21 protein-coding genes are annotated in these 22094 nt (G+C 66.5%); 11 read left to right on the top strand and 10 right to left on the bottom strand.

Annotation, left to right across the window (positions count from 1 at the left end):
- Positions 1–95: 95 nt before the first annotated feature.
- The 6 genes from ACIA8C_RS06385 to ACIA8C_RS06360 all read left to right on the top strand — a co-directional run bounded on the left by ACIA8C_RS06385 (position 96) and on the right by ACIA8C_RS06360 (position 5008).
- On the top strand, positions 96–962 hold the full coding sequence (locus tag ACIA8C_RS06385) for a hypothetical protein (RefSeq protein ID WP_397131516.1): 867 nt from the start codon (positions 96–98) through the stop codon (positions 960–962).
- 119 nt (positions 963–1081) lie between these two features.
- The gene (locus ACIA8C_RS06380; RefSeq protein WP_397131514.1) at positions 1082–2251 is read left to right on the top strand and encodes a thiolase family protein; all 1170 of its coding nucleotides are present in this window, start codon (positions 1082–1084) and stop codon (positions 2249–2251) included.
- 49 nt (positions 2252–2300) lie between these two features.
- A complete protein-coding gene (locus ACIA8C_RS06375) occupies positions 2301–3320 on the top strand; it encodes a phosphotransferase family protein (RefSeq protein WP_397131512.1) in 1020 nt (339 codons plus the stop codon).
- Complete coding sequence (locus ACIA8C_RS06370; protein WP_397131510.1) at positions 3317–4057, top strand: SDR family NAD(P)-dependent oxidoreductase; 741 nt, start codon at positions 3317–3319, stop codon at positions 4055–4057. The genes ACIA8C_RS06375 and ACIA8C_RS06370 overlap by 4 nt, the downstream gene beginning before the upstream one ends.
- Positions 4058–4166: 109 nt before the next feature.
- A complete protein-coding gene (locus ACIA8C_RS06365) occupies positions 4167–4745 on the top strand; it encodes a pyridoxamine 5'-phosphate oxidase family protein (RefSeq protein ID WP_397131508.1) in 579 nt (192 codons plus the stop codon).
- A 53-nt stretch (positions 4746–4798) separates the two neighbouring features.
- On the top strand, positions 4799–5008 hold the full coding sequence (locus ACIA8C_RS06360) for a molybdopterin-binding protein (protein WP_397131506.1): 210 nt from the start codon (positions 4799–4801) through the stop codon (positions 5006–5008).
- A gap of 8 nt (positions 5009–5016) precedes the next feature.
- Here ACIA8C_RS06360 and ACIA8C_RS06355 read toward each other — a convergent pair whose 3' ends face one another.
- The 3 genes from ACIA8C_RS06355 to ACIA8C_RS06345 form a co-directional block, all read right to left on the bottom strand.
- Positions 5017–6963: an MFS transporter gene (locus ACIA8C_RS06355; protein WP_397131504.1), complete on the bottom strand. Its 1947-nt coding sequence runs from the start codon at positions 6961–6963 to the stop codon at positions 5017–5019.
- A gap of 315 nt (positions 6964–7278) precedes the next feature.
- Entirely contained in the window at positions 7279–7599 is a 321-nt protein-coding gene (locus tag ACIA8C_RS06350) for a transglycosylase family protein (RefSeq protein WP_397131502.1), read from the bottom strand.
- A 425-nt stretch (positions 7600–8024) separates the two neighbouring features.
- Positions 8025–8612, bottom strand: a complete 588-nt coding sequence (locus tag ACIA8C_RS06345; protein WP_397131499.1) for a PaaI family thioesterase — start codon at positions 8610–8612, stop codon at positions 8025–8027.
- Between the two features lie 135 nt (positions 8613–8747).
- Between ACIA8C_RS06345 and ACIA8C_RS06340 the strand changes: the two genes are divergently transcribed.
- The 3 genes from ACIA8C_RS06340 (at position 8748) to ACIA8C_RS06330 (ending at position 13500) form a co-directional block, all read left to right on the top strand.
- A complete protein-coding gene (locus tag ACIA8C_RS06340) occupies positions 8748–9695 on the top strand; it encodes an SMP-30/gluconolactonase/LRE family protein (RefSeq protein ID WP_397131497.1) in 948 nt (315 codons plus the stop codon).
- Positions 9696–9879: 184 nt separating this feature from the next.
- Entirely contained in the window at positions 9880–12579 is a 2700-nt protein-coding gene (locus ACIA8C_RS06335; RefSeq protein ID WP_397131495.1) for a discoidin domain-containing protein, read from the top strand.
- 63 nt (positions 12580–12642) lie between these two features.
- Positions 12643–13500 carry a hypothetical protein gene (locus ACIA8C_RS06330; RefSeq protein ID WP_397131493.1) on the top strand — a complete coding sequence of 286 codons (858 nt, stop codon included), beginning with the start codon at positions 12643–12645 and terminating at the stop codon, positions 13498–13500.
- 9 nt (positions 13501–13509) lie between these two features.
- On the opposite strand, the gene ACIA8C_RS06325 is transcribed toward ACIA8C_RS06330, so the two are convergent.
- Both ACIA8C_RS06325 and ACIA8C_RS06320 read right to left on the bottom strand, forming a co-directional pair.
- Complete coding sequence (locus ACIA8C_RS06325; RefSeq protein WP_397131491.1) at positions 13510–14127, bottom strand: PIN domain-containing protein; 618 nt, start codon at positions 14125–14127, stop codon at positions 13510–13512.
- A 63-nt stretch (positions 14128–14190) separates the two neighbouring features.
- Complete coding sequence (locus tag ACIA8C_RS06320; protein ID WP_397131488.1) at positions 14191–14664, bottom strand: helix-turn-helix domain-containing protein; 474 nt, start codon at positions 14662–14664, stop codon at positions 14191–14193.
- Between the two features lie 141 nt (positions 14665–14805).
- Between ACIA8C_RS06320 and ACIA8C_RS06315 the strand changes: the two genes are divergently transcribed.
- The gene (locus ACIA8C_RS06315) at positions 14806–16317 is read left to right on the top strand and encodes a multicopper oxidase family protein (RefSeq protein WP_397131486.1); all 1512 of its coding nucleotides are present in this window, start codon (positions 14806–14808) and stop codon (positions 16315–16317) included.
- Positions 16318–16323: 6 nt separating this feature from the next.
- On the opposite strand, the gene ACIA8C_RS06310 is transcribed toward ACIA8C_RS06315, so the two are convergent.
- From ACIA8C_RS06310 to ACIA8C_RS06290, 5 genes are all read right to left on the bottom strand, one after another.
- Positions 16324–17079 carry an NYN domain-containing protein gene (locus ACIA8C_RS06310; protein WP_396991939.1) on the bottom strand — a complete coding sequence of 252 codons (756 nt, stop codon included), beginning with the start codon at positions 17077–17079 and terminating at the stop codon, positions 16324–16326.
- Between the two features lie 36 nt (positions 17080–17115).
- Positions 17116–17931 (bottom strand): RNA polymerase sigma factor SigF, encoded by an 816-nt coding sequence (locus tag ACIA8C_RS06305; protein ID WP_397131484.1) that lies wholly within the window; start codon positions 17929–17931, stop codon positions 17116–17118.
- Entirely contained in the window at positions 17921–18352 is a 432-nt protein-coding gene (locus tag ACIA8C_RS06300) for an anti-sigma factor (protein ID WP_396991937.1), read from the bottom strand. The genes ACIA8C_RS06305 and ACIA8C_RS06300 overlap by 11 nt, the downstream gene beginning before the upstream one ends.
- Positions 18353–18481: 129 nt before the next feature.
- On the bottom strand, positions 18482–20089 hold the full coding sequence (locus ACIA8C_RS06295; protein ID WP_397131482.1) for an ABC transporter substrate-binding protein: 1608 nt from the start codon (positions 20087–20089) through the stop codon (positions 18482–18484).
- Between the two features lie 116 nt (positions 20090–20205).
- Positions 20206–21141 (bottom strand): LysR family transcriptional regulator, encoded by a 936-nt coding sequence (locus ACIA8C_RS06290; protein ID WP_397131480.1) that lies wholly within the window; start codon positions 21139–21141, stop codon positions 20206–20208.
- Between the two features lie 115 nt (positions 21142–21256).
- Between ACIA8C_RS06290 and ACIA8C_RS06285 the strand changes: the two genes are divergently transcribed.
- The gene (locus tag ACIA8C_RS06285; RefSeq protein ID WP_397131478.1) at positions 21257–22075 is read left to right on the top strand and encodes an inositol monophosphatase family protein; all 819 of its coding nucleotides are present in this window, start codon (positions 21257–21259) and stop codon (positions 22073–22075) included.
- Positions 22076–22094: the final 19 nt, after the last annotated feature.

The raw sequence follows: 22094 nt of genomic DNA, 5'->3' as shown, positions 1-22094 counted from the left end.
CCGAAATAAACTGTGTGCGAAGCTAATCGGTGTGTCTCGGCCGAGACGACCTGAGCCACAGAAACCTGTCGGTGGCCCGTGACAATCTTCCCGCCATGCCGAGCATCCGCCACGAGGTCCCTCTCGAATTGCTGCGCCACAACCCGCAATTAGCAGCCGCGCTGCTCGCCGATACCGGCATCCAACTACCCGCCGGAGCGACCGCGACGGTCAGCGACAGCAACCTCACCACCTGTAACCCACCCGAATTCCGGGCCGACGCCGTGACGCTGCTCCACGGCACCGACGGCAGCAAGCTGGCCGTCATCACCGAATCCCAGTCGGCCGCACCGAAACGCCGCAAACGCAGGGCCTGGCCCGCCTACGTGGCGGTAGCCCAATCCCAGCACAACTGCGATGCCGTGCTGGTCGTCATCGCCGCGAGTCGAGCCACTGCCCGCGCCTGCCGCCGCACCATCCACACCGGCCATCCAGGATTCAGTCTCGAGCCCATCGTCATCGGCCCACACAACACCCCGGATCCCAGGAACCCCGCTTTCGCGGGCGTCGCACCAGAACTCACCGTGCTCGCCGCCCTCACCCACGCCCTCGACCTGACCGAAGACAGCAACCGCCGGATGGTCCTCGATAAACTTGCCACCCTCGATCGCGAGACCCGCACCACTTACACTCGATTTGTCCAGCACGCCGCCACGGACGCGGCCAAAAAAGCCCTGGAGGAGCTCATGGCCAGCCATACCTACCGAGATGACTTCGTCGATGGCTTGCTCGAGCAAGGCGAGGCGAGAGGGGAAGCGAGAGGCGAGGCGAAGATGCTGATGCGCGCCCTTGTCGCCCGCGGATTCGTGGTCCCCGATGACCTCCGCGCCCACATCCTCGCCTGCGCGGATACCGAACAGCTCGAAGCCTGGATGGACAAAACGATTGTCGCCAGCTCGCTGGATGCAATCTTCGGCGACTAGCCGAGCATCCGTACGCCCGGAGCAGCTCATGTCCAGCCCTGGTCGATCAGCACAGCCGACCGCGAATCCGTGTTAACTTAGACGAGAATCGCAACTAACTTAGCTGATCGGAGAGGGCTATGAGGTCCGCCGTCATCGTCGATGTCGTTCGTACCCCGTCGGGCAAGGGGAAGGTCGGGGGTGGGTTGTCGGAGGTGCATCCGGCGACGCTGCTCGCCGGGGTGCTTGCCGAGTTGGTGACGCGCAACGGGCTGGATCCGGCGGTGGTCGACGATGTGGTCGGCGGGTGTGTGACGCAGAGCGGGGAGCAGGCGTTCAACATCAGTCGGACGGCGGCGCTGGCCGCGGGGTTTCCGGAGTCGGTGCCCGCGACGACGGTGGATCGGCAGTGCGGGTCGAGTCAGCAGGCGGCGCATTTCGCGGCGCAGGGCGTGATCTCCGGCGCGTACGACATCGCGATCGCCTGCGGCGTGGAGTCGATGAGCCGGGCACCGATGTTCTCGAACGCACAGGGCAAGGATCCGAATCAGGGGCCGTTGGCGCATCGGTATCCGGAAGGGCTTGTGCAGCAAGGTATCGCGGCGGAGGTGATCAGCGCGCGATGGAAGTTCGATCGCGCCGCGCTCGACGAGTTCGCCGCGCGCTCGCATCGGCTCGCCGCGGAAACGGCCGCGGCGGGCGGGTTCGCGAACGAGCTGGTCGCGGCGGGCACCCTGACCGCGGACGAGACCATCCGCCCGACAACGACCGCCGAGGGATTGGCGGGGCTGAAGCCCGCGTTCGTGGACGAGCGGTTCACCGAACGGTTCCCGGAGATCGAATGGCTGATCACGCCGGGCAATTCCTCACCGCTCACCGACGGCGCCTCGGCCGCGTTGATCATGAGCGAGGAGGCGGCGAACAAGCTTGGCCTGCGTCCCCGCGCCCGGTTCCACGCGTTCTCGGTGGTCGGCGACGATCCGTTGCTCATGCTCACCGCCGTCATCCCGGCCACCCGCAAGGTACTGGAACGAGCCGGGCTGAGCATCGACGACATCGACGCCTACGAGGTGAACGAGGCGTTCGCGCCGGTGCCGCTGGTGTGGCAGCGCGAACTCGGCGCGGATCCGGCCAAGCTGAACCCGCGCGGCGGCGCGATTGCCCTCGGTCATCCACTCGGCGCCTCCGGCACCCGTATCCTGGCCACCATGGTCAATCATCTCGAGCAGACCGGCGGCCGCTACGCCCTGCAAACCATGTGCGAGGCAGGCGGATTGGCCAACGCCACCATTATCGAGCGCCTCGGATGACGCCGACGATCAGACGAAGCGGCGGCCCGGCCATCGCCAAGGCGCACCGATGACGGCGGCACTGGCCGGCCTCGATCTCCCCGCGCTGCAACGGTATTTCGAGGCACACGTGCCGCAGACCGCCGGACCATTGACGGCGGCCCTGCTGAAGGGCGGCAAATCCAACCTCACCTACCGCCTGAACGACGGAACGAACGACTGGGTGCTGCGCCGCCCACCGCTCGGCCCGCTCACCCCCACCGCACACGACATGGCCCGCGAATATCGCATCGTCGCGGCCCTGCGAGACACGAACGTCCCTGTCGCACAGGCGATCGCGTTGTGCGAGGACACCGAGGTGATCGGCGTGCCGTTCGCGGTGGTCGCCTTCGTCGACGGCCATGTCCTGCAGGACGGCGACCAGACCGCCGCCCTCGGCACCGAGCAGGCTCGCGCCTGCTCGGCAGCCCTCATCGACACCTTGGCCGCGCTGCACGCGGTGGACTACACCGCCGTCGGCCTCGCCGAATTCGGCCGCCCCGCAGGATATCTCGCTCGTCAGGTCAAACGCTGGCGCGGCCAGTGGGACCGCGTCGCCACCCGCGAACTCGACGCCCTCGACCGGCTCACCGACGCACTGCGCACCGCACTGCCGGAGCAAGCGGCCGAAACCATCGTGCACGGCGACTACCGCCTGGACAATACGATCGTCGACCGCGCCGACTTCGGCACCATCGCGGCCGTGGTGGACTGGGAGATGGCCACCCTCGGCGACCCGCTCGCCGATCTCGGCCTGCTCCAGGTCTATTGGGACGACCGCTGCGAGCCGGTGCTCGGCGTCCGGCACGCGCCGAGCGCCAACCCCGGCTTCCTGTCCGTCGACGAGATCGCCGACCGCTACGCCACCGCGACGGGTTACTCCCTGGAACATCTCCCCTTCTATCGCGCCCTCGGCTACTTCAAGCTGGCGGTCATCGCGGAGGGCATTCACCAGCGTTTCCTCGCGGGCAAGACGGTGGGCGACGGATTCGCCACCATCGGCGCGGCCGTGCCACTGCTGCTCGACGCCGGACTGGAGACGCTCGGATGACCGTCCGCAGCGCCCTGGTGACCGGCGGCTCGCGCGGCATCGGTGCCGAGGTGGCCCGCCGACTGGCACACGAGGGTTACCACCTGAGCATCGCCGCCAGAAACAAGGACGTGCTCGCCGAAACCGCGACCCGGCTGCACGACGAGACCGGCGTCGAGGTGAATCCCGTTGTCGCCCAGATGAACGACCTCGACCAGGTGCGCGCGCTCGTGCAAGCACACGCCGACCGCTTCGACGGCCTGCACGCCCTCGTACTCAGCGCGGGCACCGGCACCGCGGGAACCGTCGCGGACATGCCGGTGAAAACCTACGAACGCATGCTCGACGTCAACTTCCGCGCACCCATCACCCTCATCCAGGCCGCACTCCCGCTGCTACGCAAGAGCGCACAGGACGATCCCCAGCGTGGCGCGAAGGTCATTGCTCTTGCCTCCATTACGGGTGTCGCGGGCGAAGCGGGACTCGCCGCATACGGCGCGACCAAGGCCGCGCTGATCTCGCTCTGCGAAACCATCTCGCTGGAGGAGTCGGCCAACGACGTCAGCGCGACCGCCATCTCCCCCGGCTACGTGGACACCGACATGACCGCGTGGAAACGCGACGTGCTCGACCAGTCGGCCATGCTGACCACCGGCGACATCGCCGAGATGGTGCTCGCGATCACCCGTCTGTCCCGCAACGCGGTGGTGCCGAACATCGTCATCTCCCGCGCGGGAGACCAACTCTGGCGGGCCTAGCGGGCACCCCGACCACGTGATTTGAGCCTCAGCCGCCCATCGGGGCCCGCGCCCGGAGTTAGGCTCGAAACCCAAGTCCTGTCATGGGACGACTAGGGAAGGGGCCCTGATGGCGAAGGTCTTCTCGCATCTCGATGACGCGCTACGCAAGTTCATCGGCGAGCAGTCTATGTTCTTCGTAGCGACCGCACCCGTCGACGGCGGACGGGTCAACCTGTCCCCCAAGGGTTACCGCGACACCTTCGCCGTCCTCGACGATCACACCGTCGCCTACCTCGACCTATACGGCAGCGGCTCGGAAACCATCGCGCACCTGCGCGAAAACGGCCGCATCACCATCATGTTCTGCTCGTTCACCCGCACCTCGAAGATCCTGCGGCTCTTCGGCACCGGCCGCGTGGTGCGCCCCGACTCCGCCGAATTCGACGCCATGCGACCGCATTTCGGCCTGCAGCACCCGGGCCTGCGCGCCGCCATCGTCGTCAGCGTCGACCGGATCGCCGACTCCTGCGGTTACTCGGTCCCCTACCTCGAACTCATCGACGAACGCCCGGTGCTCGACGCGCTGCACGGCCGCCGCACCGACGACGATTTCGCCCGCCGCATCGCGGGCGACAACGCGACCAGCCTCGACGGCCTGCCCGCGCTCGAGCCGGACCACCCGCTGCCCTCCGCCATTCCCCGCTAGACACCGCCCGCATATCCCGCTCGGCCGGGTTCGCCCTGCGTATGCTCGCCGCCATGCGACTGAGCACCCGCAACCAAATGGACGGCACCGTCATCTCGGTCACCCGCGGCGAAGCCATGGCGGTGGTCCGGGTCCGCCTCGCGGGCGGTAACGAGATCACCTCCTCGATCACCCGCGACGCCGTCGACGACCTCCAACTCGCCGACGGCGTCCGGGTCAAGGTGCTGATCAAATCCACCGAGGTCACCCTCGGCGTCGAGTAGCCCGCCGGTTACCGAGCGGTAGGCAGCGGCGTCAGTTCCGCCAGTTCCTGCTGCACCAGCCGGTCATGCGCGGCGGCCTCGGCCGCGGCCTTCTTCGGGCTCCAGTGCCCTGCCATCAGGAAGACGAACGGCAGGAACACGATCTGGGCGATGAGACAGATCCACCACCAGCGTGCCCACTGGTGCGGCGAATCGGCCTTGGCCTGCTGCACCTCGGTCGCGTGCGCGGCGAGGTAAGCCTGGTCGTCGGCGGGGATGGTGCCGACCGACTGGAGTTGCGCTCCCGCCTGCGCGAGCTTCGAGCCCACGGTGCCGAGGACAGCGAGGTCGGCGGGCGGGATCTGCTGGACGGCGGTGAGCCGGGCGATCGCCTGATCGACCGGGATGTCGAACTTCCTGGCGACTTGCCCCACCGCCGCGAGCCCGGCGTTCCCGTCGGCCGGGTTCGCGGCGAGCGTCGCCTGCGTGGCCGGTTCGATGGCCTGCATCGTCGCGAGTTCCTCGGAGTATCGGGCAGTGAGCCCGAACGCCGTCTGGATCTCGGCCGGTGACGCGCCGGTCAGCTTGTTCAGCGCCGCCACTTGGGCAGTCTGGTCGTTCGGGTTCTTGCTCAGCGCCGCCAGGGTTTCCGCGCCGACCTGCTGAATGGTCGCCAGCTGCGGGCCGTACTTCGCCTGAATCTCCTGCAGCCGCGGACCGTAATTGACCAGCGGACCGGCCGCGTTCACCACCACGAGCAAGCCGAACAGCACGACGGTGACGACACTGCGCAGCGTGCCGCCCCACACCGCGAGCCCCACCGCGGTCGCCGCCGGATTGCGCTCCTCGACGGTCTCGGTGAAGCTGGCCATCCAGGTCGAGTAGGCGATGCCGGTGCCGACGGCGATGATGACGAACACCCAGGCGAAGGTGTAGTAGCCGGTGTCCGGCTTGTCGGTGTAGCCGATGAACAGATACATGCCAACCACGCTGATCACCGCCCCGGCGATCATGAACGGCTTGCGCACCTTGAGGAAGTCCGAGGCGATCCCGGCCAGCACCAGCGCGACCGCGTTGGCGGTCCAGTACCAGTTGCCGAGCGCGTTGGCCTTGGCCGGGCTGAAGCCGAAGTTCGTCGCCATATAGACGGGCAGGAAGGACACGATCGTATAGAAGAAGGCCAGGAACAGGCTGATGGCCAGCGCCGAGCCGACGATATTGAGCCGCAGCATCTGCCGCCACTGCCCCTGCTCCAGCGCGCCGACGTCGAGTCCGCGGGCGCGCGCCTCGATCAGCGCCCGATCGCGCAGTGACACCATGATCTGGTCGCGCAGCCGCGGGCTGAGTTCCCGCAGGCCGATCAGCGCGATCACCGCAATGACGAGGCAGATCACCCCGCACAGCCGGTAGTGGTACTGCCAGTCCGGATGCGCGTCCAGCGAGCGGGTGGAGATCTGGGTGGTGACCAGGGCGCCGATGACCGGGCCGAGGGTCCAGAAGCCCATCGCGGAGGCCCGGCCGAGTTGTGGCGAGAAGTCTCTGATCAGCGCGGGTGTGGCCACCAGCACCGCGCCTTCGACGATGCTCACCACGACATAGACGAAGAGATACTGCTCCTTCGTGGTGGTCGCGGGCACCGCGAACAGCGTCAGCAGCGAACAGATCACCACACCGTAGGCGACGATGTTCGCTCGGCCCCACCGATCGAGCAGGCCGGCCAGCACCGAGGCGGCCGCGCCGAACGCGGCGCCGATGATGAAGATCCAGACGAAGTAGGCGAACGACAGGTGGAAATAGGCGATCAGCTCATTGCCCACCGCGCCGGTAACGAACAACTGGTAGTAGAGCCCGATCGACGCGATGACAACAACGGTCAGATACCAGGAGCGGGCGGGCGTATCGGGATAGTGCGGTAGCTTGCGCTGCCACAGGCCCGTGAGAATGGTGGGCGGTGCGGCGGTCTGGGTGGAACTCATGGTCGAGATGCCTTTCTAGCCACGGCATCTCGTCCGGCTCTACGTCGAGCCGGCACGAAGGACCGGGTGGCCACAGGCTAGTGATTGGCACCACCGGCCGCAGGCATTTCGCGACACGAGACCGAAACGTGTTCTAGTTCTAATTCGTGGGATGAAACATCCAGACGCTTGATCAACGCATCTGAATTCGAAATTACGAAAACAATTTCATCCGTAATGAAAACACGACTGACGTCACATAATTACATCGAACAAATGATCGCCCTGAAATAGCCCGGCGCCTACCGCTTTTCGCGGTAAGCGCCGGTCAAGGCTTTACAGGTAGGCACCGCACACGGGCCAGGCGCCGGGGCCCTGGGTGGCGAGCACGTTCTCCGCGACGCGGATCTGCTCGGCCCGGCTCGCGTTGCTCGGGCTGCCGACGCCGCCGTTGGCGGTCCAGGTGCTCTGCGTGAACTGCAGGCCGCCGGAGAAGCCGTTGCCGGTCTCGGTCCCCCAGTTGCCGCCGCTCTCGCACTGTGCGACGGCGTCCCAGTTGTTGGCCGACGCGGTGGCGGTGGACAGGCCGAAGGGGACGGCAACGAGGGCGCCAAGTGCGGCGAGGACGCGGGTGCTGAACTTGCGGTTATGCGACATGTAGGAAATTCCTGCCTGCGCCCACCGGCACGGCACGTGCTCGCCGTGTCCCTGTCCCCAGGTAGGTAGGGGATCCTCGAACCGCGGGACAGGGTTACCGGCATTCAGCGGTTCGAGTTCGAGCCCGTCATCGATCGGGCTCCGGCGACGGTAGCGAAGAAGTCGCTGCGAATCACGCTCCGATCACGCCGGAACAACCTTGACCGCTGGTCGAGGGTTATCTCGTTTATGCATCACGAGCAGGCAAAAGGAAACGACAAGCCGAACGGTAATTGTTACGTTATGTGCCCGAGATCACTGAGAAATTGTGTCTTCGGTCGCACGCCGAGCGTCGATCGTCCCACTCAGCGGGACACGAATGAAAACTTCACTGTGCACGCATCGAATATCCGTCGAACCCGCAGGACGAACGGATCCGCAATCTCCTACTTACCGTGCGCCCGCAGTTGATAAAGCCCCTCGGTCTCCGCGACGAGTACGCCGTCGGCATCGGTGACGGCGGCCCGCAAGGTGAAGTCCGACTTCCCTTTCGCGGCGGCCTCTTTGGTGATCCTGGCGATCTCGTCCGCGGGCAAGGTCGCTTCGGCCCGCACATCGGTCTTCGCGGCCTTGCGGAAGAACACGTGCAGATCCTTGACCAGCGGATAGAACGCGGAGTTGTCGAACGTGGCGATCGCGATCGCGCCGCCGAGGATTTCCGCGACCGTGAACAGCACGCCCGCGTACATGGTGCCGAAGTGGTTGCCGTTGCCCTCGATCGGCACCGTCGTCGCCGCGAAGCCCGGCCGTACCTCGACCGCCGTCACTCCCATCCGGTGCGCGACCGGAATGGTGAATTCCAGTGCCCCGTTGACGATCTCCGCGAACGGCGGCGTCTGCACCTCGTCACTCATCCCGCACCATCCCTTCGCACCGGAGGCGACAAGCACCTCGTTGCTGCCGCCTCGGCCGATCGCATCGAAGCGTAACCCGTGCGCTCGCAAACCCGGTGCGGCGCTGATCGTCTCGCACATGCCACGCCAGAATCACCGATGGTGCGTGAATCTCCCATGGCACGGGCGCATACTGCACTGGATCGCCAGGCCCATTCGGCGATTCCTGCTCCGTGGCGGCGAATCGCACCCATCACCAGACAGCCGAGGTGTGCAATGAGCAGCATGGACAAGGCAACGGTCGCCGTGGCGGCCCTGACGTTCGCCGCGTTGTCGGCGGTTGCCGCGCCCGCGGCGAGCGCCGCACCGGTATGCGGCGGTGCGGGCCAGCCGACGGTGCTGGCCGCGGCATTGCCCGGAGCGCTGGAGGGACTCACCGTCGACGCACATGGCCGGGCCTATACAACAGACCTGGCGACCGGCCGGGTGTACCGGATCGACGTGCCAGGCGCGGCACCGGTCCCCATCGCGACCGTGCCGAGCGGCGGTGGCGGCGCACTCGCCTGGACACCCGACGACAAACTGCTGGTCGGCTATGGCGCGGACGCGCGTTCTTTCGTCGGCGACACGCTGCGCCATGCCGGGATCATCGAGCTCGATCCGGATACCGGCGCGGTCCGCCCCTTCGCCGCGGGGCTCAGCGCCGCGAACGGCATGGATGTCGCGCAGGACGGAACCGTCTACGCCACCAACGATTTCGGCAACCTCGTCGGCCGCGTCTATCCGAACGGTGTGGCCCAAGCCGATTGGACGTCCTTCCCGAGCGCGAACGGCGCCGTCCTCGGCAAGGACGACGAATACCTGTACGTCAGCAGGACATTCGCCAACCCGGGCGTGAGCCGGATCCCCACCGCCAACCCGGGCGCGCCCCAGTCACTGCTCGATCTCGGCGGCGGTGACGCGCTCGCCGCGCCGGACGGCCTGACACTGGACTCGCTGGACCGCCCGGTGGTCCCCCTCAATGCGGCAGGCCAGGTCATCCGGATCGACGCACCGAACCAGTACTGCGTCCTCGGCAGCGGCAACCCGATGACCAGCGTCCTCACCTACGGCCGAGGCACGACCGGCTTCTCGGCGGGCCGCCTCTTCGGCGCAACCTTCACCGGCGTGGTCTACGAAATCCCCGGCGGCTTCGACCCGAATGCCCGCACCGCCACCCCATAGGCCACCCAACGCAACGCAAGCAGGCCGACTGCGAGGAGACCGATCCCGTCCGCGGCCGCGACATCTCGGGTGCCATGGTTGACCATAGGATGGCTGCAGGTGACCGCCCGGGGCGTAGTTGCCTGAGCTCGGGCCGCGTCGCCGAGCACGGCACGGTCGTCCATGCGGCACATGGAGGTACGGATTGCGTTCGCGCACCAAGATCCTGATCGGGACCGCTTTTGTCGTGGCGATCGCGTTGGTGGCCTGCGGGATCCTGTTCGCGATCCGGGACACCGCGCGGGACGAGGCCACGCCGGTATGCCCGGGTGACGACGCCTCGTCCGCGCCCGGCTGGACGTCGTCGAATACCGACGTCAATGCCGGGTTCGAGCGGCATCCGTTCGTCGGCAACGGCTACCTCGGGCTGCGGGTGCCGCCGCGCGGCACGGGGTACGCGCTGACCGGCGAGCCGAGCGGCTGGCCGCTGTACACCCCTCGGTACGACGGGGCGTTCGTGGCCGGTCTGTACGGGCACACGCCGGGGCTGGCCGACGATCGTGAGGTCGCGGCGGCGCTGCCGAACTGGTCCGCGCTCACCGTCGGCGTCGGTGACGACACCTACTCCATGAACACACCGCCCGCTCAGATCACGAACTTCTCGCAGACCGGGTACCTGCGCTGCGGAATGGTGCGCACCGCACTCACCTGGACCAGCCGGGACGGCAAGGCCACCGATCTGGTGTACGACGTCGTCACGGATCGGGTCGATCAGCATGTGGGCGCGGTCCATCTCACGCTCGTCCCGCACTGGTCCGGTGAGCTCGCCGTGACCGATCTGCTCGACGGCGCGGGCGCCCGCCGGATGACGCAGACCGAGGGCGGCGCGGGCGATGGGGCCATTCGGGTCGGCTTCCGCACCGACGGCACCGGAGTGGTCGGCGCGGTCGCGTCCGTGCTGAGCACCGGGGCCGCGCAGCAACCCGCCCCGGCGCGCGATCTCACCGTCAGCCAGCAGAACCGGCTCTCCGTGCGCGACGGAAGGGCTTATGAGGTAACCAAATTCGTCGGCGTCGACACCGCGCTCACCGCCCGGGATCCGGTGGCCGCGGCCAAGGACGCGGCGCAGCGGGCGGCACGTAAGGGCTGGCCGGAGCTGCTGGCGGGCACGGCGGCGCAATGGCGTGCGCTGTGGCGCGGCGATATCGAGATACCCGGCGGCGCCGACCTGCAGACGTGGGCCCGTGGTGCGCTCTACTCGCTGTACTCGAGCACGAATTCCCAACAGGACAACAGCATTTCGCCGGTCGGACTCAGCAGCGACAACTATGCGGGTGCGGTGTTCTGGGACGCGGACATCTGGATGTTCCCCGGCCTGCTCCAACTGGCACCCGATCTCGCCAAATCCGTGGTGGACTACCGGTTCAAGACCTTGCCCGCCGCGCAGGCCAACGCCCAACAGCTCGGCTATCGCGGCGCCTTCTATCCATGGACCAGCGAAAGCCGGGGCGCCCTCGCGGAATGCCACAGCTGGGATCCGCCGCACTGCCTGACCCAGATCCATCTGCAGGGCGACATCTCCCTCGCGGCCTGGCAGTACTATCTGGCCACCGGCGACACCGATTACCTGCGCGGTCGGAGCTGGCCGATCATGCGGGCCCTTGCCGAATTCTGGGCCTCGCGGGTGACGCCCGATCCGGACGGCAGCTACTCGATCGACAATGTCGCGGGCCCCGATGAATACAGCAACGGTGTCAACGACGGGGTCTACACCAACGCGGTTGCCGCACTGGCACTGCGCAATGCGGTCCGGGCCGCCGAAATACTCGGCCAGCCCGCGCCGCCCGAGTGGACCGCGATTGCCGACCACCTGCGCATGCCCTTCGACCCGGCGCGGCAGATATTCGCCCAGTACGACGGCTATCCCGGCACGCCGATCAAGCAGGCGGATACCGTGCTGCTGATCTATCCGTTGGAATGGCCTATGTCGCAAAAGGTTTCGGCCGATACGCTCGAATACTATGCCGAGCGCACCGATCCCGACGGTCCCGCGATGACCGACTCGGTGCACGCCATCGACGCCGCGGCGATCGGCACGCCGGGCTGCGCGACGGACACCTACCTGGAACGCGCGGTGCGGCCGTTCGAGCGCGCGCCGTTCGGGCAGTTCGCGGAGGCGCGCGGCAACAAGGCCGGTGGCAAGGACGCGCTGGCGGGTGCGCCTGCCTTCACCTTCGTCACCGCGGCGGGCGGGTTCCTGCAGACGTTCACCAATGGCCTGCTCGGGTTACGCCTGCGCGAAGGCGAGGTTCGCATCGATCCGATACTGCCGCCGGAGCTCAGGGCCGGGCTGCACATTCGCGGCATGCATTGGCAGGGCAGGACTTTCGACGCCGAGATCGGGCCGGACGATACCCGGATCACACTGAAAGATGGTGCGGCGATGCAGGTCCGGACCGCGACGGGCACGCAGCTGGTCAGCCGCGACCATCCACTGAGCGTCAAGACCCGGCGACCGGACCTGACACCGACCGACAACATTGCCCGCTGCAAGTCCGTGTCCGCGAGTTCGGCCGAACCCGGTCGATACGCCGAGGCGGCGGTCGACGGCAGCGTCGCCACCGGCTGGGCGCCCGACGCCGACCGAGGCACCCTCACCGTCGACCTCGGCACAGAAACCCCTGTCGGCCGGATACTTCCGCACTGGTCGGATCCGGCGCCGACGGCACCTACCGTTTCGGTATCTCCCGACGACAAGACCTGGACCACCGTCACCGTCGACCAGGAAACCGGCACCCTCAGCAGTCCGATCTCCGCCCGCTATGTCCGGCTGGACATCTCGGCCGCTGACCCGGCCGTCCATCCAGGTCTGCGCGAACTCGAGATCGCCGCTGCACCGAAATAGGCCGGACGGTCAGCACTTCGCGTCCCAAGCCGAGTCCGCGCCGCGTCGGTACAGTGAGCGACGATGAACCACGATCGTGCCAGCGAGCTTGCCGCGCAACAGGTCGGAGCCGTGCACGCGGACCCCGACCAGCGGTTGGCGCTGACGGCGAGCTGCTATCCGGCGCAGCTGAGTGCCTACGCGCGTGCCGAACTGACCTTTCTGCGATGGGAACTCACTCGCGGCGTCCTGCATCCGGTGTCGGGCAGTCCGTGGTGGCGCGCGATCAACGATCGTCTCCTGCACGATCAACTAGAGGCCACACTGCTCGGTGACAGCGACCGCGCGTCGACGCCCGGCGCGCGACTGTGGCAGCGGTTTCTCGCCGCGCCGTCCCCGCTCAGCTGGTATCGGGCGCACAACCTCAGCATCGTCTCCGGCTACCTGGAGAACCAGCCGCTGGCCGAGGCCGAGCTGGATGTCGAACAGCTCATGATCAATGTGACCCTGGCCCGGGTCCTGTTCACGCACGCCCTGATCGAGTGCCCCGCCCTGGCCTTGGGCCGCTTCGCCCGGCTCGGCCCACGCCTCGCCGATCCGCGCACCAGGTCGGTCGGGCTGTTCCTGGACCTGCGCAACGTCTTTCCAAGGCGATACCCGTTGCACGACTACTCGATTCACCAGTTGCTCGCCGACGAGGGCCGCACGGCCCGCGCCATCGACTTCGGCCTGATCCTGCCAAAACGGGTCCCGATCTACACCTTCGCCGCAACCAGCCTCGGCGAACCACGAATAGCGACCCTCGTCGACGGCGACCTATTCCGCTACGGCGGCCCAACCGTCGACCCAACCCAACTCGAGTCCGACGCCCTCACCCGCCTAATAGCCGCCGCCACCCGCACCCCCAGCGACCGACGGATCCGCGCCGAACGCGCCACCTGAGACGGTGACCTACGAGGATGTGGGCGCGCTCAGCAGCGCTGTGAGGTCGAGCGCGTTCAGGTGTTGTCGAACCCGCTCGGCAAACAACGGCGCACCGGCCTTCTTCAACATCTCGGGCAGGGAGACGCTGCCGTCACCACTCTTTCGAACGTGGTAGACGAGTTGTTCCTTCGTCACAGCGTGCACGGCACGAGGGGCGGTATCGTCGACGAGCTCGAAAAACTCGTCGGCTGAGTAGGTCTCATACGGTAGATCTTCGATTTCTCGGAAGTGTTTGACATTATCGGTCAGCAGGATGTCCACGTTGCCATGGACTGCGGCACAGTGGACGTGCGCATCGCCCGGGTCCGGGTACGTCGCAGCAGCATCGACTGTGTAACCGCTGATCCGTCCAGCCTTGAACACACCCTCGAGCCTCCGCCGGATGCCACCAACCTGAGCGTCATCGAGAAACGGGTTCCTTTTGCGCAGGTGATAGTGGAACTCAGCCATGATGTCGTCGGTCCACATCACTTCGAACATCTCGCCGCCTCCGTGCAGGTACAGCAAGGCCAGCCAATCACGCAACGTGCGTGAATACAGAATGTTGGCGTCGACCAGAACTTTGGTACCCCACCCGCTGACCATGCCGAGCATGCTACTGGCGATCAGGCAAAGGTTACGAAATAGGCTGATACACAGGGTAATTGGTCATTCGACCAGGCCAAGTTCGTCTTCCAGTCGACGGAGATCCTCGAAGGCCAGGCGCTGCTCTGCGCTTTGCTGTTGTTTGAATGCGAAAACGTCTTTACTGAGCAGTCTGGTGTGCGAACGGACCTTGTGCGCAGGCAGTGCGCCGTCCTTGATGAGCTTCATCAACGTTGGACGGGACATGCCGAGAATCTTCGCGGCGGTAGTCGTAGTCAGTTCGTTGGGCACGCTGGCCACCGTCACTGTGCAGCCGCGGCTGACCAGGTCAAGAACTTGGCCGATGAGCGAAGACAGTTCGGCAGGCATCTCCACGGTATCGCCGCCGCGGAGCCCGATGAGGACTCCGGCCCTATCCTCCTCCGCGGCAACGTGGTGGACCTGGTCGACGCGGGCTTTGAACGCACGAGCCTGCTCGACTTCACTGGAAGTGATCGACACGACCGCCCTGTCGTCGCGAATAATTGTCTCGCTCATCGGCTGGTGCTCCTTTCCGCAATGCGTGGTCAATCCAACATAGCCAATTACACTTATAAGTGCAACACCCCTTGAGTATGGCCGCGGAGCGGGGGTCAGGGCAACCAAAGCTGGATCGGACACCGATCGAAGGAGTAATTCGTGGTCTCGAGACGAGGCTTCCTCGCTGGACTCGCCGTAGTGCCGCTCGCCGCCGGGTGCGCGGCCCGTTCGGGCGCGCCGGTCCCCGGTTCCGCGACCAGGCCACTCCCGATTCCCCCGCTCGCCGCGTCCGCGGTGGACGCCGACGGCGTTCGCCGCTTCAGCCTCGACATCCGGCAGGGCACGTCGGAGCTGCTGCCCGGCAAGCACACGCCAACCTGGGGCTACAACGGCTCGATCCTCGGCCCGACGCTACGGGCGACGCGCCACGAATCGGTCGCGTTCACCATCCGGAATTCGCTGCCGGAGCCCACCACGGTGCACTGGCACGGCATGCACCTGCCCGCCCGGTGCGACGGCGGCCCGCACCAGACGATCGCCGTCGGCGGCACGTGGGAACCGGCGTGGACCATCGACCAGCAGGGCGCGACGCTCTGGTATCACCCGCATCCGCACGGCGCCACCGAAAAGCATGTCTACCGAGGGCTTTCGGGGCTGTTCCTCGTCGACGACGAGACCACCGACACCCTGGCTCTGCCGAAAGAGTATGGCGTCGACAATATTCCGCTCGTCATCCAGGACCGGCGCTTCACCGCGTCCGGCGCACTGGACGAATCCGATCCCACCGACGTCGGCCTGCTCGGCGACACGATCGTCGTCAACGGCATCGCGGGGGCCCATCTGGACGTGCGCACCGACCGAGTTCGGTTGCGCGTACTCAACGGGTCGTCGGGCCGGATCTACAACTTGGCCTTCGACGACCACCGCGCCTTCCAGCTCATCGCCACCGACGGCGGACTGCTCGCGGCACCGGCAACGCTGCGCAACATCCAGGTCAGTCCGGGCGAACGCGTCGAGATGGTGGTCGAACTGCGCGCCGGAGAGCGAATCATGTTGCGCTCGTTAGCGATCGAGCAGCGCAGGGATATCGACCGCGCCGCCGCCTTCGGCTTCGACGACACCATCGACATCCTGCAACTGCGCGCGGGAAGCCTCGAACAGTCTGCGCCCGTTCCGGATTCGCTCGCCACGATGCCCGCCCTCGTGGCGCCGGGAACCGCACCGGACTACACCTTCGAACTGAAGTGGTTCATGATCAACGGCCGCCGGATGGACATGAACCGGATCGACATGACCATCCCCGTCGACAGCAACCAGGTGTGGTCGGTGCGCAACAACGACAACTGGCCGCACAACTTCCACGTGCACGACGTCCAGTTCCAGGTGGTCGACATCGATGGACATGCCCCACCGCCAGCCCTCGCAGGCTGGAAGGACACCCTGTACACCGAGCCACAGTTCACCTACCGGCTTGCCATGCGTTTCGCGCAGCACAGCGACCCGACCTACCCCTACATGTTCCACTGCCACCTATTGCTGCACGAGGACCACGGCATGATGGGCCAATTCCTGGTGCTCGCCCCCGGCCAGCAGCCCGCACCGACGCGCATGGACATGCCGGGCATGGCGTCCATGCCTACCGAGGGCACCCATCCCGGTCACCACGGCTGAGCCGCGTTACTTGGCGGCAGGCCGATTCCGGACGTCGCGCACGTAGGTGACAGCCTGCTTGCCCTCCCCGGGAGAACGCGTATCCGAATCGAAAAGCGTTGTCGCCGTGAATAATTCACCGAGCTTGCTGTAGCCGTAGGTGCGCGGGTCGAAGTCGGGACGCTGCTTGTTGATGATCGAGCCGACGCTGGACAGGGTGGCCCAGCCCGAGTCGTCGGAGGCCGCGTCGACCGCGTTGCGGAGCAGATTCATCAGCTTGGCGTCGCCCTTGAGCTGATTGGCGGCGGGCCGCCGCGTCGGCGTCGGCGACTCATCCGTTGTGCCGGTGAGGTTTTCGGTATAGACGAACTTGTCGCAGGCGGCGACGAACGGCTTCGGCGTCTTGTGCTGACCGAATCCGTAGACGGTCAGCCCGGATTCGCGGATACGACTGGCCAAACGGGTGAAATCGCTGTCACTGGATACGATCACGAACCCGTCGAGGTTGCCGGTGTACAGCAGATCCATCGCGTCGATGATCATCGCCGAGTCGGTGGCGTTCTTGCCGGTGGTATAGCCGAACTGCTGGATCGGCTGGATCGACTGCGCGAGCAGCTGATCCTTCCAGCCCTTCAGGTTCGTACTGGTCCAGTCGCCATAGGCCCGTTTGACGTGAGCCGTCCCGTACTTGGCCACCTCGGCAAGCAGGCCGTCGGCGATACCGGGCTGCGCGTTGTCGGCATCGATCAGCACCGCAAGCCGCGTCGCGTTGTCGCTACTCAAGCCACTCCCCGTTCGTCGGTCGACTACCGGACAAGGTCAGTCGCGTAGTGCCTGTTCGCGCAGCGTACTCAATGTTTTGGAGAGGATCCGGGAGACCTGCATCTGCGAAACCCCCAGCTGCGCGGCGATCTGATCCTGGGTCTTCGACTCGAAGAACCGCATGATCAGCACCTGGCGTTCGCGTTCCGGCAGCGCCGCGATGAGCGGTTTCACCGCGAGGTAGTCCTCGACGGTTTGGTATTCCGGCTCCTCGGCACCGAGGGTGTCCAGCGGCGAGCGCGGCGCGCTGTCGTCGTCGCTGTCCAGGCCCACATCGATGGAGGAGGTCTGGTAGGCGTTGCGGGCGATCAGGGCCTGGGTGACCTCGACGAGGTCGGCGCCGAGCTCCTCGGCGATCTCGCGCGCCTTGGGCATCCGGCCGAGCCGCTGCGCGAGCGTCTCGATGGCCGGCGCGATGGTCTGCTGAATCTCCTTGAGCCGCCGCGGAACTCGCACCGACCAGGTGTAGTCGCGGAAGTGCCTGCGCACCTCACCCATGATGGTCGGCACCGCGAACGCGAGGAACGGCGAGCCATGCGACGCGTCGAAGCGATCCACCGCGGCCACCATGCCGACGCGGGCGATCTGCAGCAGGTCGTCGAAGTTCTCGCCACGCCCGGTGAACTTGCGCGCGATGTGCTCGGCCAGCGGCAGGCAGCGGCTGATCAGCTCTTCGCGTACCGCCGCGCGCCGCGGGTCGTCCGCGTCGAGCTCGCTCAGCTCGCGGAACAGCGGCTCGATATTGTCGTAGCTGTCCCCACCACGCCGACGCGGCTCATGGCCGACGCCGGACGTCGTCGCTTCATTGTTCATCGAGGTCGCCCCGGGCCCAGACGAAGTCCACGACAGTCGGGTAGCCGGAAACGGCGGCATCGAACGGCGCCCTGGACGCGGTGACCGATTCGGTCAGGGTCTGCACGATGTGCCAGCCGAAACTGCCTGTCCCGACCTCGGTTTCGGAGACGCCCACCGCGCGGATATTGGCGTTGAGCACGCCTTCGCGATAGGAGAACGCGCAATCGATCGTCGAACCCGGTGCCGCGTCCTGCATCAGCACGGTCGCGATCTCGTCGAGCGCGAGGCGGATATCGGTCACCTCGTCGAGGCCGAAGTCGGCGATCAGCAGCACGGTCTCGGCGAGCGCGCGCAGCATCGTCAGCTGCTCCGGTGACGCGGGCACCGTGACGGCGACCGTGGTTGTCCCCGTCACGGATTCGGATACCCGTTCACTCATTCCGCCACCACCTCATTTACGTGCGCGTGTCCGATCGACGGGTCAGCCTACCCGGACCACACCGGACCCTGCAGCGGGCACACCCGTGCCGCCGCGCCGCCGGTTCCGACGGCGCGGCGTACTGCGCTACTACTTCTCGATATTCTCGAAATCGAACTGGCCGTTCCAGGTGAGTTGGACCTTTTTCACCTTCTCCCCCAGGCCCGCGGTGGCGATGTAATCGAGCACCGGAATGTCGGCCATGTCGCGGAACAGCAGGCCCTGCGCCTGGCCGGACAGCTTGTAGGACTCCTCCGGCGATGACGCGGCCAGCGCGGCGTCGATGAGTTTGTCGAACTCGGGGTTGGCGTAGTCGACGTTGTTGGTGCCCGCGCCGGTGTAGTACTCGGCGGTGAGGAACTGCAGCATCGTCGGATAGTCGCCCTGCCAGCCGTAGCGGAACGCCTTACCGATGGTCCGCGCGGTGATCGCGGTCCTGATGTCCTTGAACGTCGGGTACGGCGCGGCGATGGCGTCGATGCCGAGGGTGTTCTTGATGCTGTTGGCCACCGCCTCGATCCAGGCCTGATGGCCGCCGTCGGAGTTGTAGGCGATCTCGTAACGACCTGACCACGGCGAGATGGCGTCGGCCTGGGCCCACACCTTCTTGGCCTCCTCCGGGTTGTACTTCAATACCTCGGAGCCGGGCAGATTCCCGTTGAAGCCGGGCAGCGTGATCGCGGTGAAGTCACGCGACGGAACCCTGGTGCCGTGGAAGATGTTCTCGCAGATCTGCTCCCGATTGATCGCCATCGAGAGTGCCTTGCGGCGCAGCACGCCTTCCGCGCCCCCGAGGTGCGGGATGTTGGTCTGGCTGCTGATGTGCTGGTTCTGCGCGGTCGGCTTGGTGATCGCGCGATCGCCGAGGTCCTTCTTGTAGGACGACACCGCGCTGTCCGGGATCGTGTCGAGGGTGTCGAGGTTGCCCGCGAGCAGGTCAGCGTAGGCCGTGTCGAACGATTGGTACATCACGAATCGCAGGCCCTTGTTCTTGGCCGGGCGCGCGCCCTGGTAGTCCGGGTTCGGCACCAGATCGACCTTGACGTTGTGTTCCCACGCTCCCGTGCGCGCGAGCTTGTACGGGCCGTTGCCGATGGGGTTCTCGCCGAACGCCTTGATGTCCTTGAACGCCGCCTCCGGCAGCGGGTAGAACGGGGTGAAGCCGAGCGCGAGTTCGAAGTCGATCGACGGGCTCTTCAGCGCGATGGTGAAGGTGTGGTCGTCGACCACCTTCAGGCCCGACATCGTCTGTGCCGTCGGCTTTTCCGCCGCCACCTCGTCGTAGCCGACAATGTTGGAAAAGACATAGCCCTGCAGCTGTGTGTTGCTGCCGAGTGCGGCGTAGTTCCACGCGTCGACATACGACTTCGCCGTCACCGCGGTGCCGTCGGAGAACTTCCAGTCCGGCTTGATGGTGATCTTGTAGTTCTTCCGGTCCGTCGTATCGATCGACTGCGCCATGTCGTTATGGGCCACGCCGTTGGCGTCGTAGTACTTCAGTCCGGCGAAGAGCCGGTCGACGATGCGGCTGCCGTTGTTGTCGTTGTTGTTGGCAGGCAGCAACGGGTTCTGCGGCTCGGTGATGTTGGTCGTGACGATGCCCGCGTCGGTGCTGTCGTCCGACGAGCACGCCGCCAAACCGAGGCTTGTGGCCAGTAATACCGCCGCCGTCAACGCACCGGCTCTTGTGAATCTCACTGCGTTCTCCCCAGGTCGAGAAGGGGCAGAACCCGCGACACGCGTGAGGTCACCAGCGCTTGCCGACACGATCTGCCTTGAATGTCCTCGGACAGTAGCGATTCCACCGGGCCCTGTCATGTGATCGGCGGCTGCTGGCCGTTGTCGGCTTTGTCCGGACGGCCGACGGCCTGGTAGATGGCGGCGCGGAGCTGCTCGCGCAGCCACGTGTGCGCCCGGTCGCCGTCGTAGCGCTGATGCCAGGCCACGATCATCGGGATCGATATCGGCTCCAGTGGGAGCGGCATCAGGCGCAGGCCGAGTTCGGCCGCCGCCGCACCGGTCATCCGCTCCGGCACGGTCGTCACCAGATCGCCGCGCCGGACGAACCGCAGCGCCGCGGCCACCGTCGGCACGGTGGCGACCACCCGACGGGTCAGGCCGCGCGCGGACAGGAGATCATCGATCGGATCGTGCAGGCGCCCCCGCCGCGACACCGTGATGTGTTCCGCGCCAACGTAATTCTCCAGAGTGAAGGCGTGCGCCGGATGGTCGGCGGGCACCGCGACCACGAGACGGTCGCTCGCCATGACGTCGTGCCGAATGTCAGCCGACACAGGCAGATTCGACCCGATCTCGAGATCGACGTGACCGTGGCGCAGCTCGTCGGTATCGGTGTCCGCTTCGGCCAGCAGACGCAGCCGGACGCCGGGCGCCTGCGCGCGGACCGCCGCGAGCAGGTCAGGCCCGATCGTATTGACCACGGCGTCATGCCCTTTCAGCGTGAACGTGCGATCGAGCGTGGTCAGGTCGAGATCGTGTTCGGACGACAGCACCAGCTGCGCCTGCTGCACCAGCGCGTGCACCTGTGCACGCACCGCGAGCGCTCGCGGCGTCGGGGTCATCGTCCGGCCGGTGCGGACCAGGATCTCGTCGCCCATCACCCGCCGGATCCGCCCGAGCGCGCGGCTCACGGCGGGTGCGGTGAGGTGCAGCCGATCCGCCGCACCGGCCACGCTGCCCTCCTCCAGCAGCGCGTCCAACGCGGTCAGCAGGTTCAAATCCAATTGCATGAGAGTAATTCTATTACTTACTGGAATGCATTTGACGACAACGGTTCCGGTTCCTAGCGTTGAGGGAGCAACTCACGAAAACACTTCTCCCGATTTCTCTTTGAACAGGATCATCATGTCGAACTTGCTGAACGCCGCCGTCGAGGCAGACCGCGAACTCCTCCCCGCGGTGGTTTCCGCGGTGCACGCCGCAGGGGCACACCTGCACGAACGTTTTGTGCCACGGACCGAGCTGGACAGCCTCGACGCAGTAGTCGCCGCGATCCAGGCCGCCGACGCGGAATCTCTCGGGTCCCTGCGCGAACCGCTGCTGGCGGCCAGGCCGGGCGCCGGGTGGATCGACGACGAACAGTCCGCAGGCGACCTGCCTGCCGGCGAATGGTGGGTCGCCGACGCGGTGGAGGGCAACATCAATTACATCCACGGAATGGCCGACTGGGCGGTGACCGCCACTCTCGTCCGCGACAACGAGCCGGTCCTGACCGCGGTGCACCTCCCGCTGCTGAACGAGACCTTCACCGCGGTGCGCGGCGGCGGCGCCTTCCGCAATGGTGTCGCGATGCGCGTCTCGGCCAAGCAGAACCTCGATGCCGCCCTCGTCGGCACCGGGCAGGCGAAGCCGGGCGAGGTCCGAAATACGTTCCGCCGCATCGGCGAATCGGTGGCCGCAATGCTCGACGCCGCACTCGTCACCAAGGTCTCGGTGCCCTCGACACTGCAGTTGATCCAGGTCGCGGCCGGACGCTCGGATGTGTTCTGGCAGTACAGCGATGTCCGATCGGGCCTGGTGGCCGGTGCGCTGCTGGTTGGCGAAGCGGGTGGCATCGTCACCGACATCCATGGCGCCCGCTGGCAACTGAGCAGCCCGGACTTCCTCGCGGCCGCTCCCGGAGTGCACGCGGCAGCACAGCGTGTCCTCGCCGCAATCCGTTGATCGCCGAAACCTTTTGTCC

The organism is Nocardia sp. NPDC051321, from assembly GCF_044455225.1.
Classification (GTDB): domain Bacteria; phylum Actinomycetota; class Actinomycetes; order Mycobacteriales; family Mycobacteriaceae; genus Nocardia.
The sequence above is the reverse complement of the archived record's forward strand: the minus strand, read 5'-3'. Positions and strand labels throughout refer to the sequence as shown.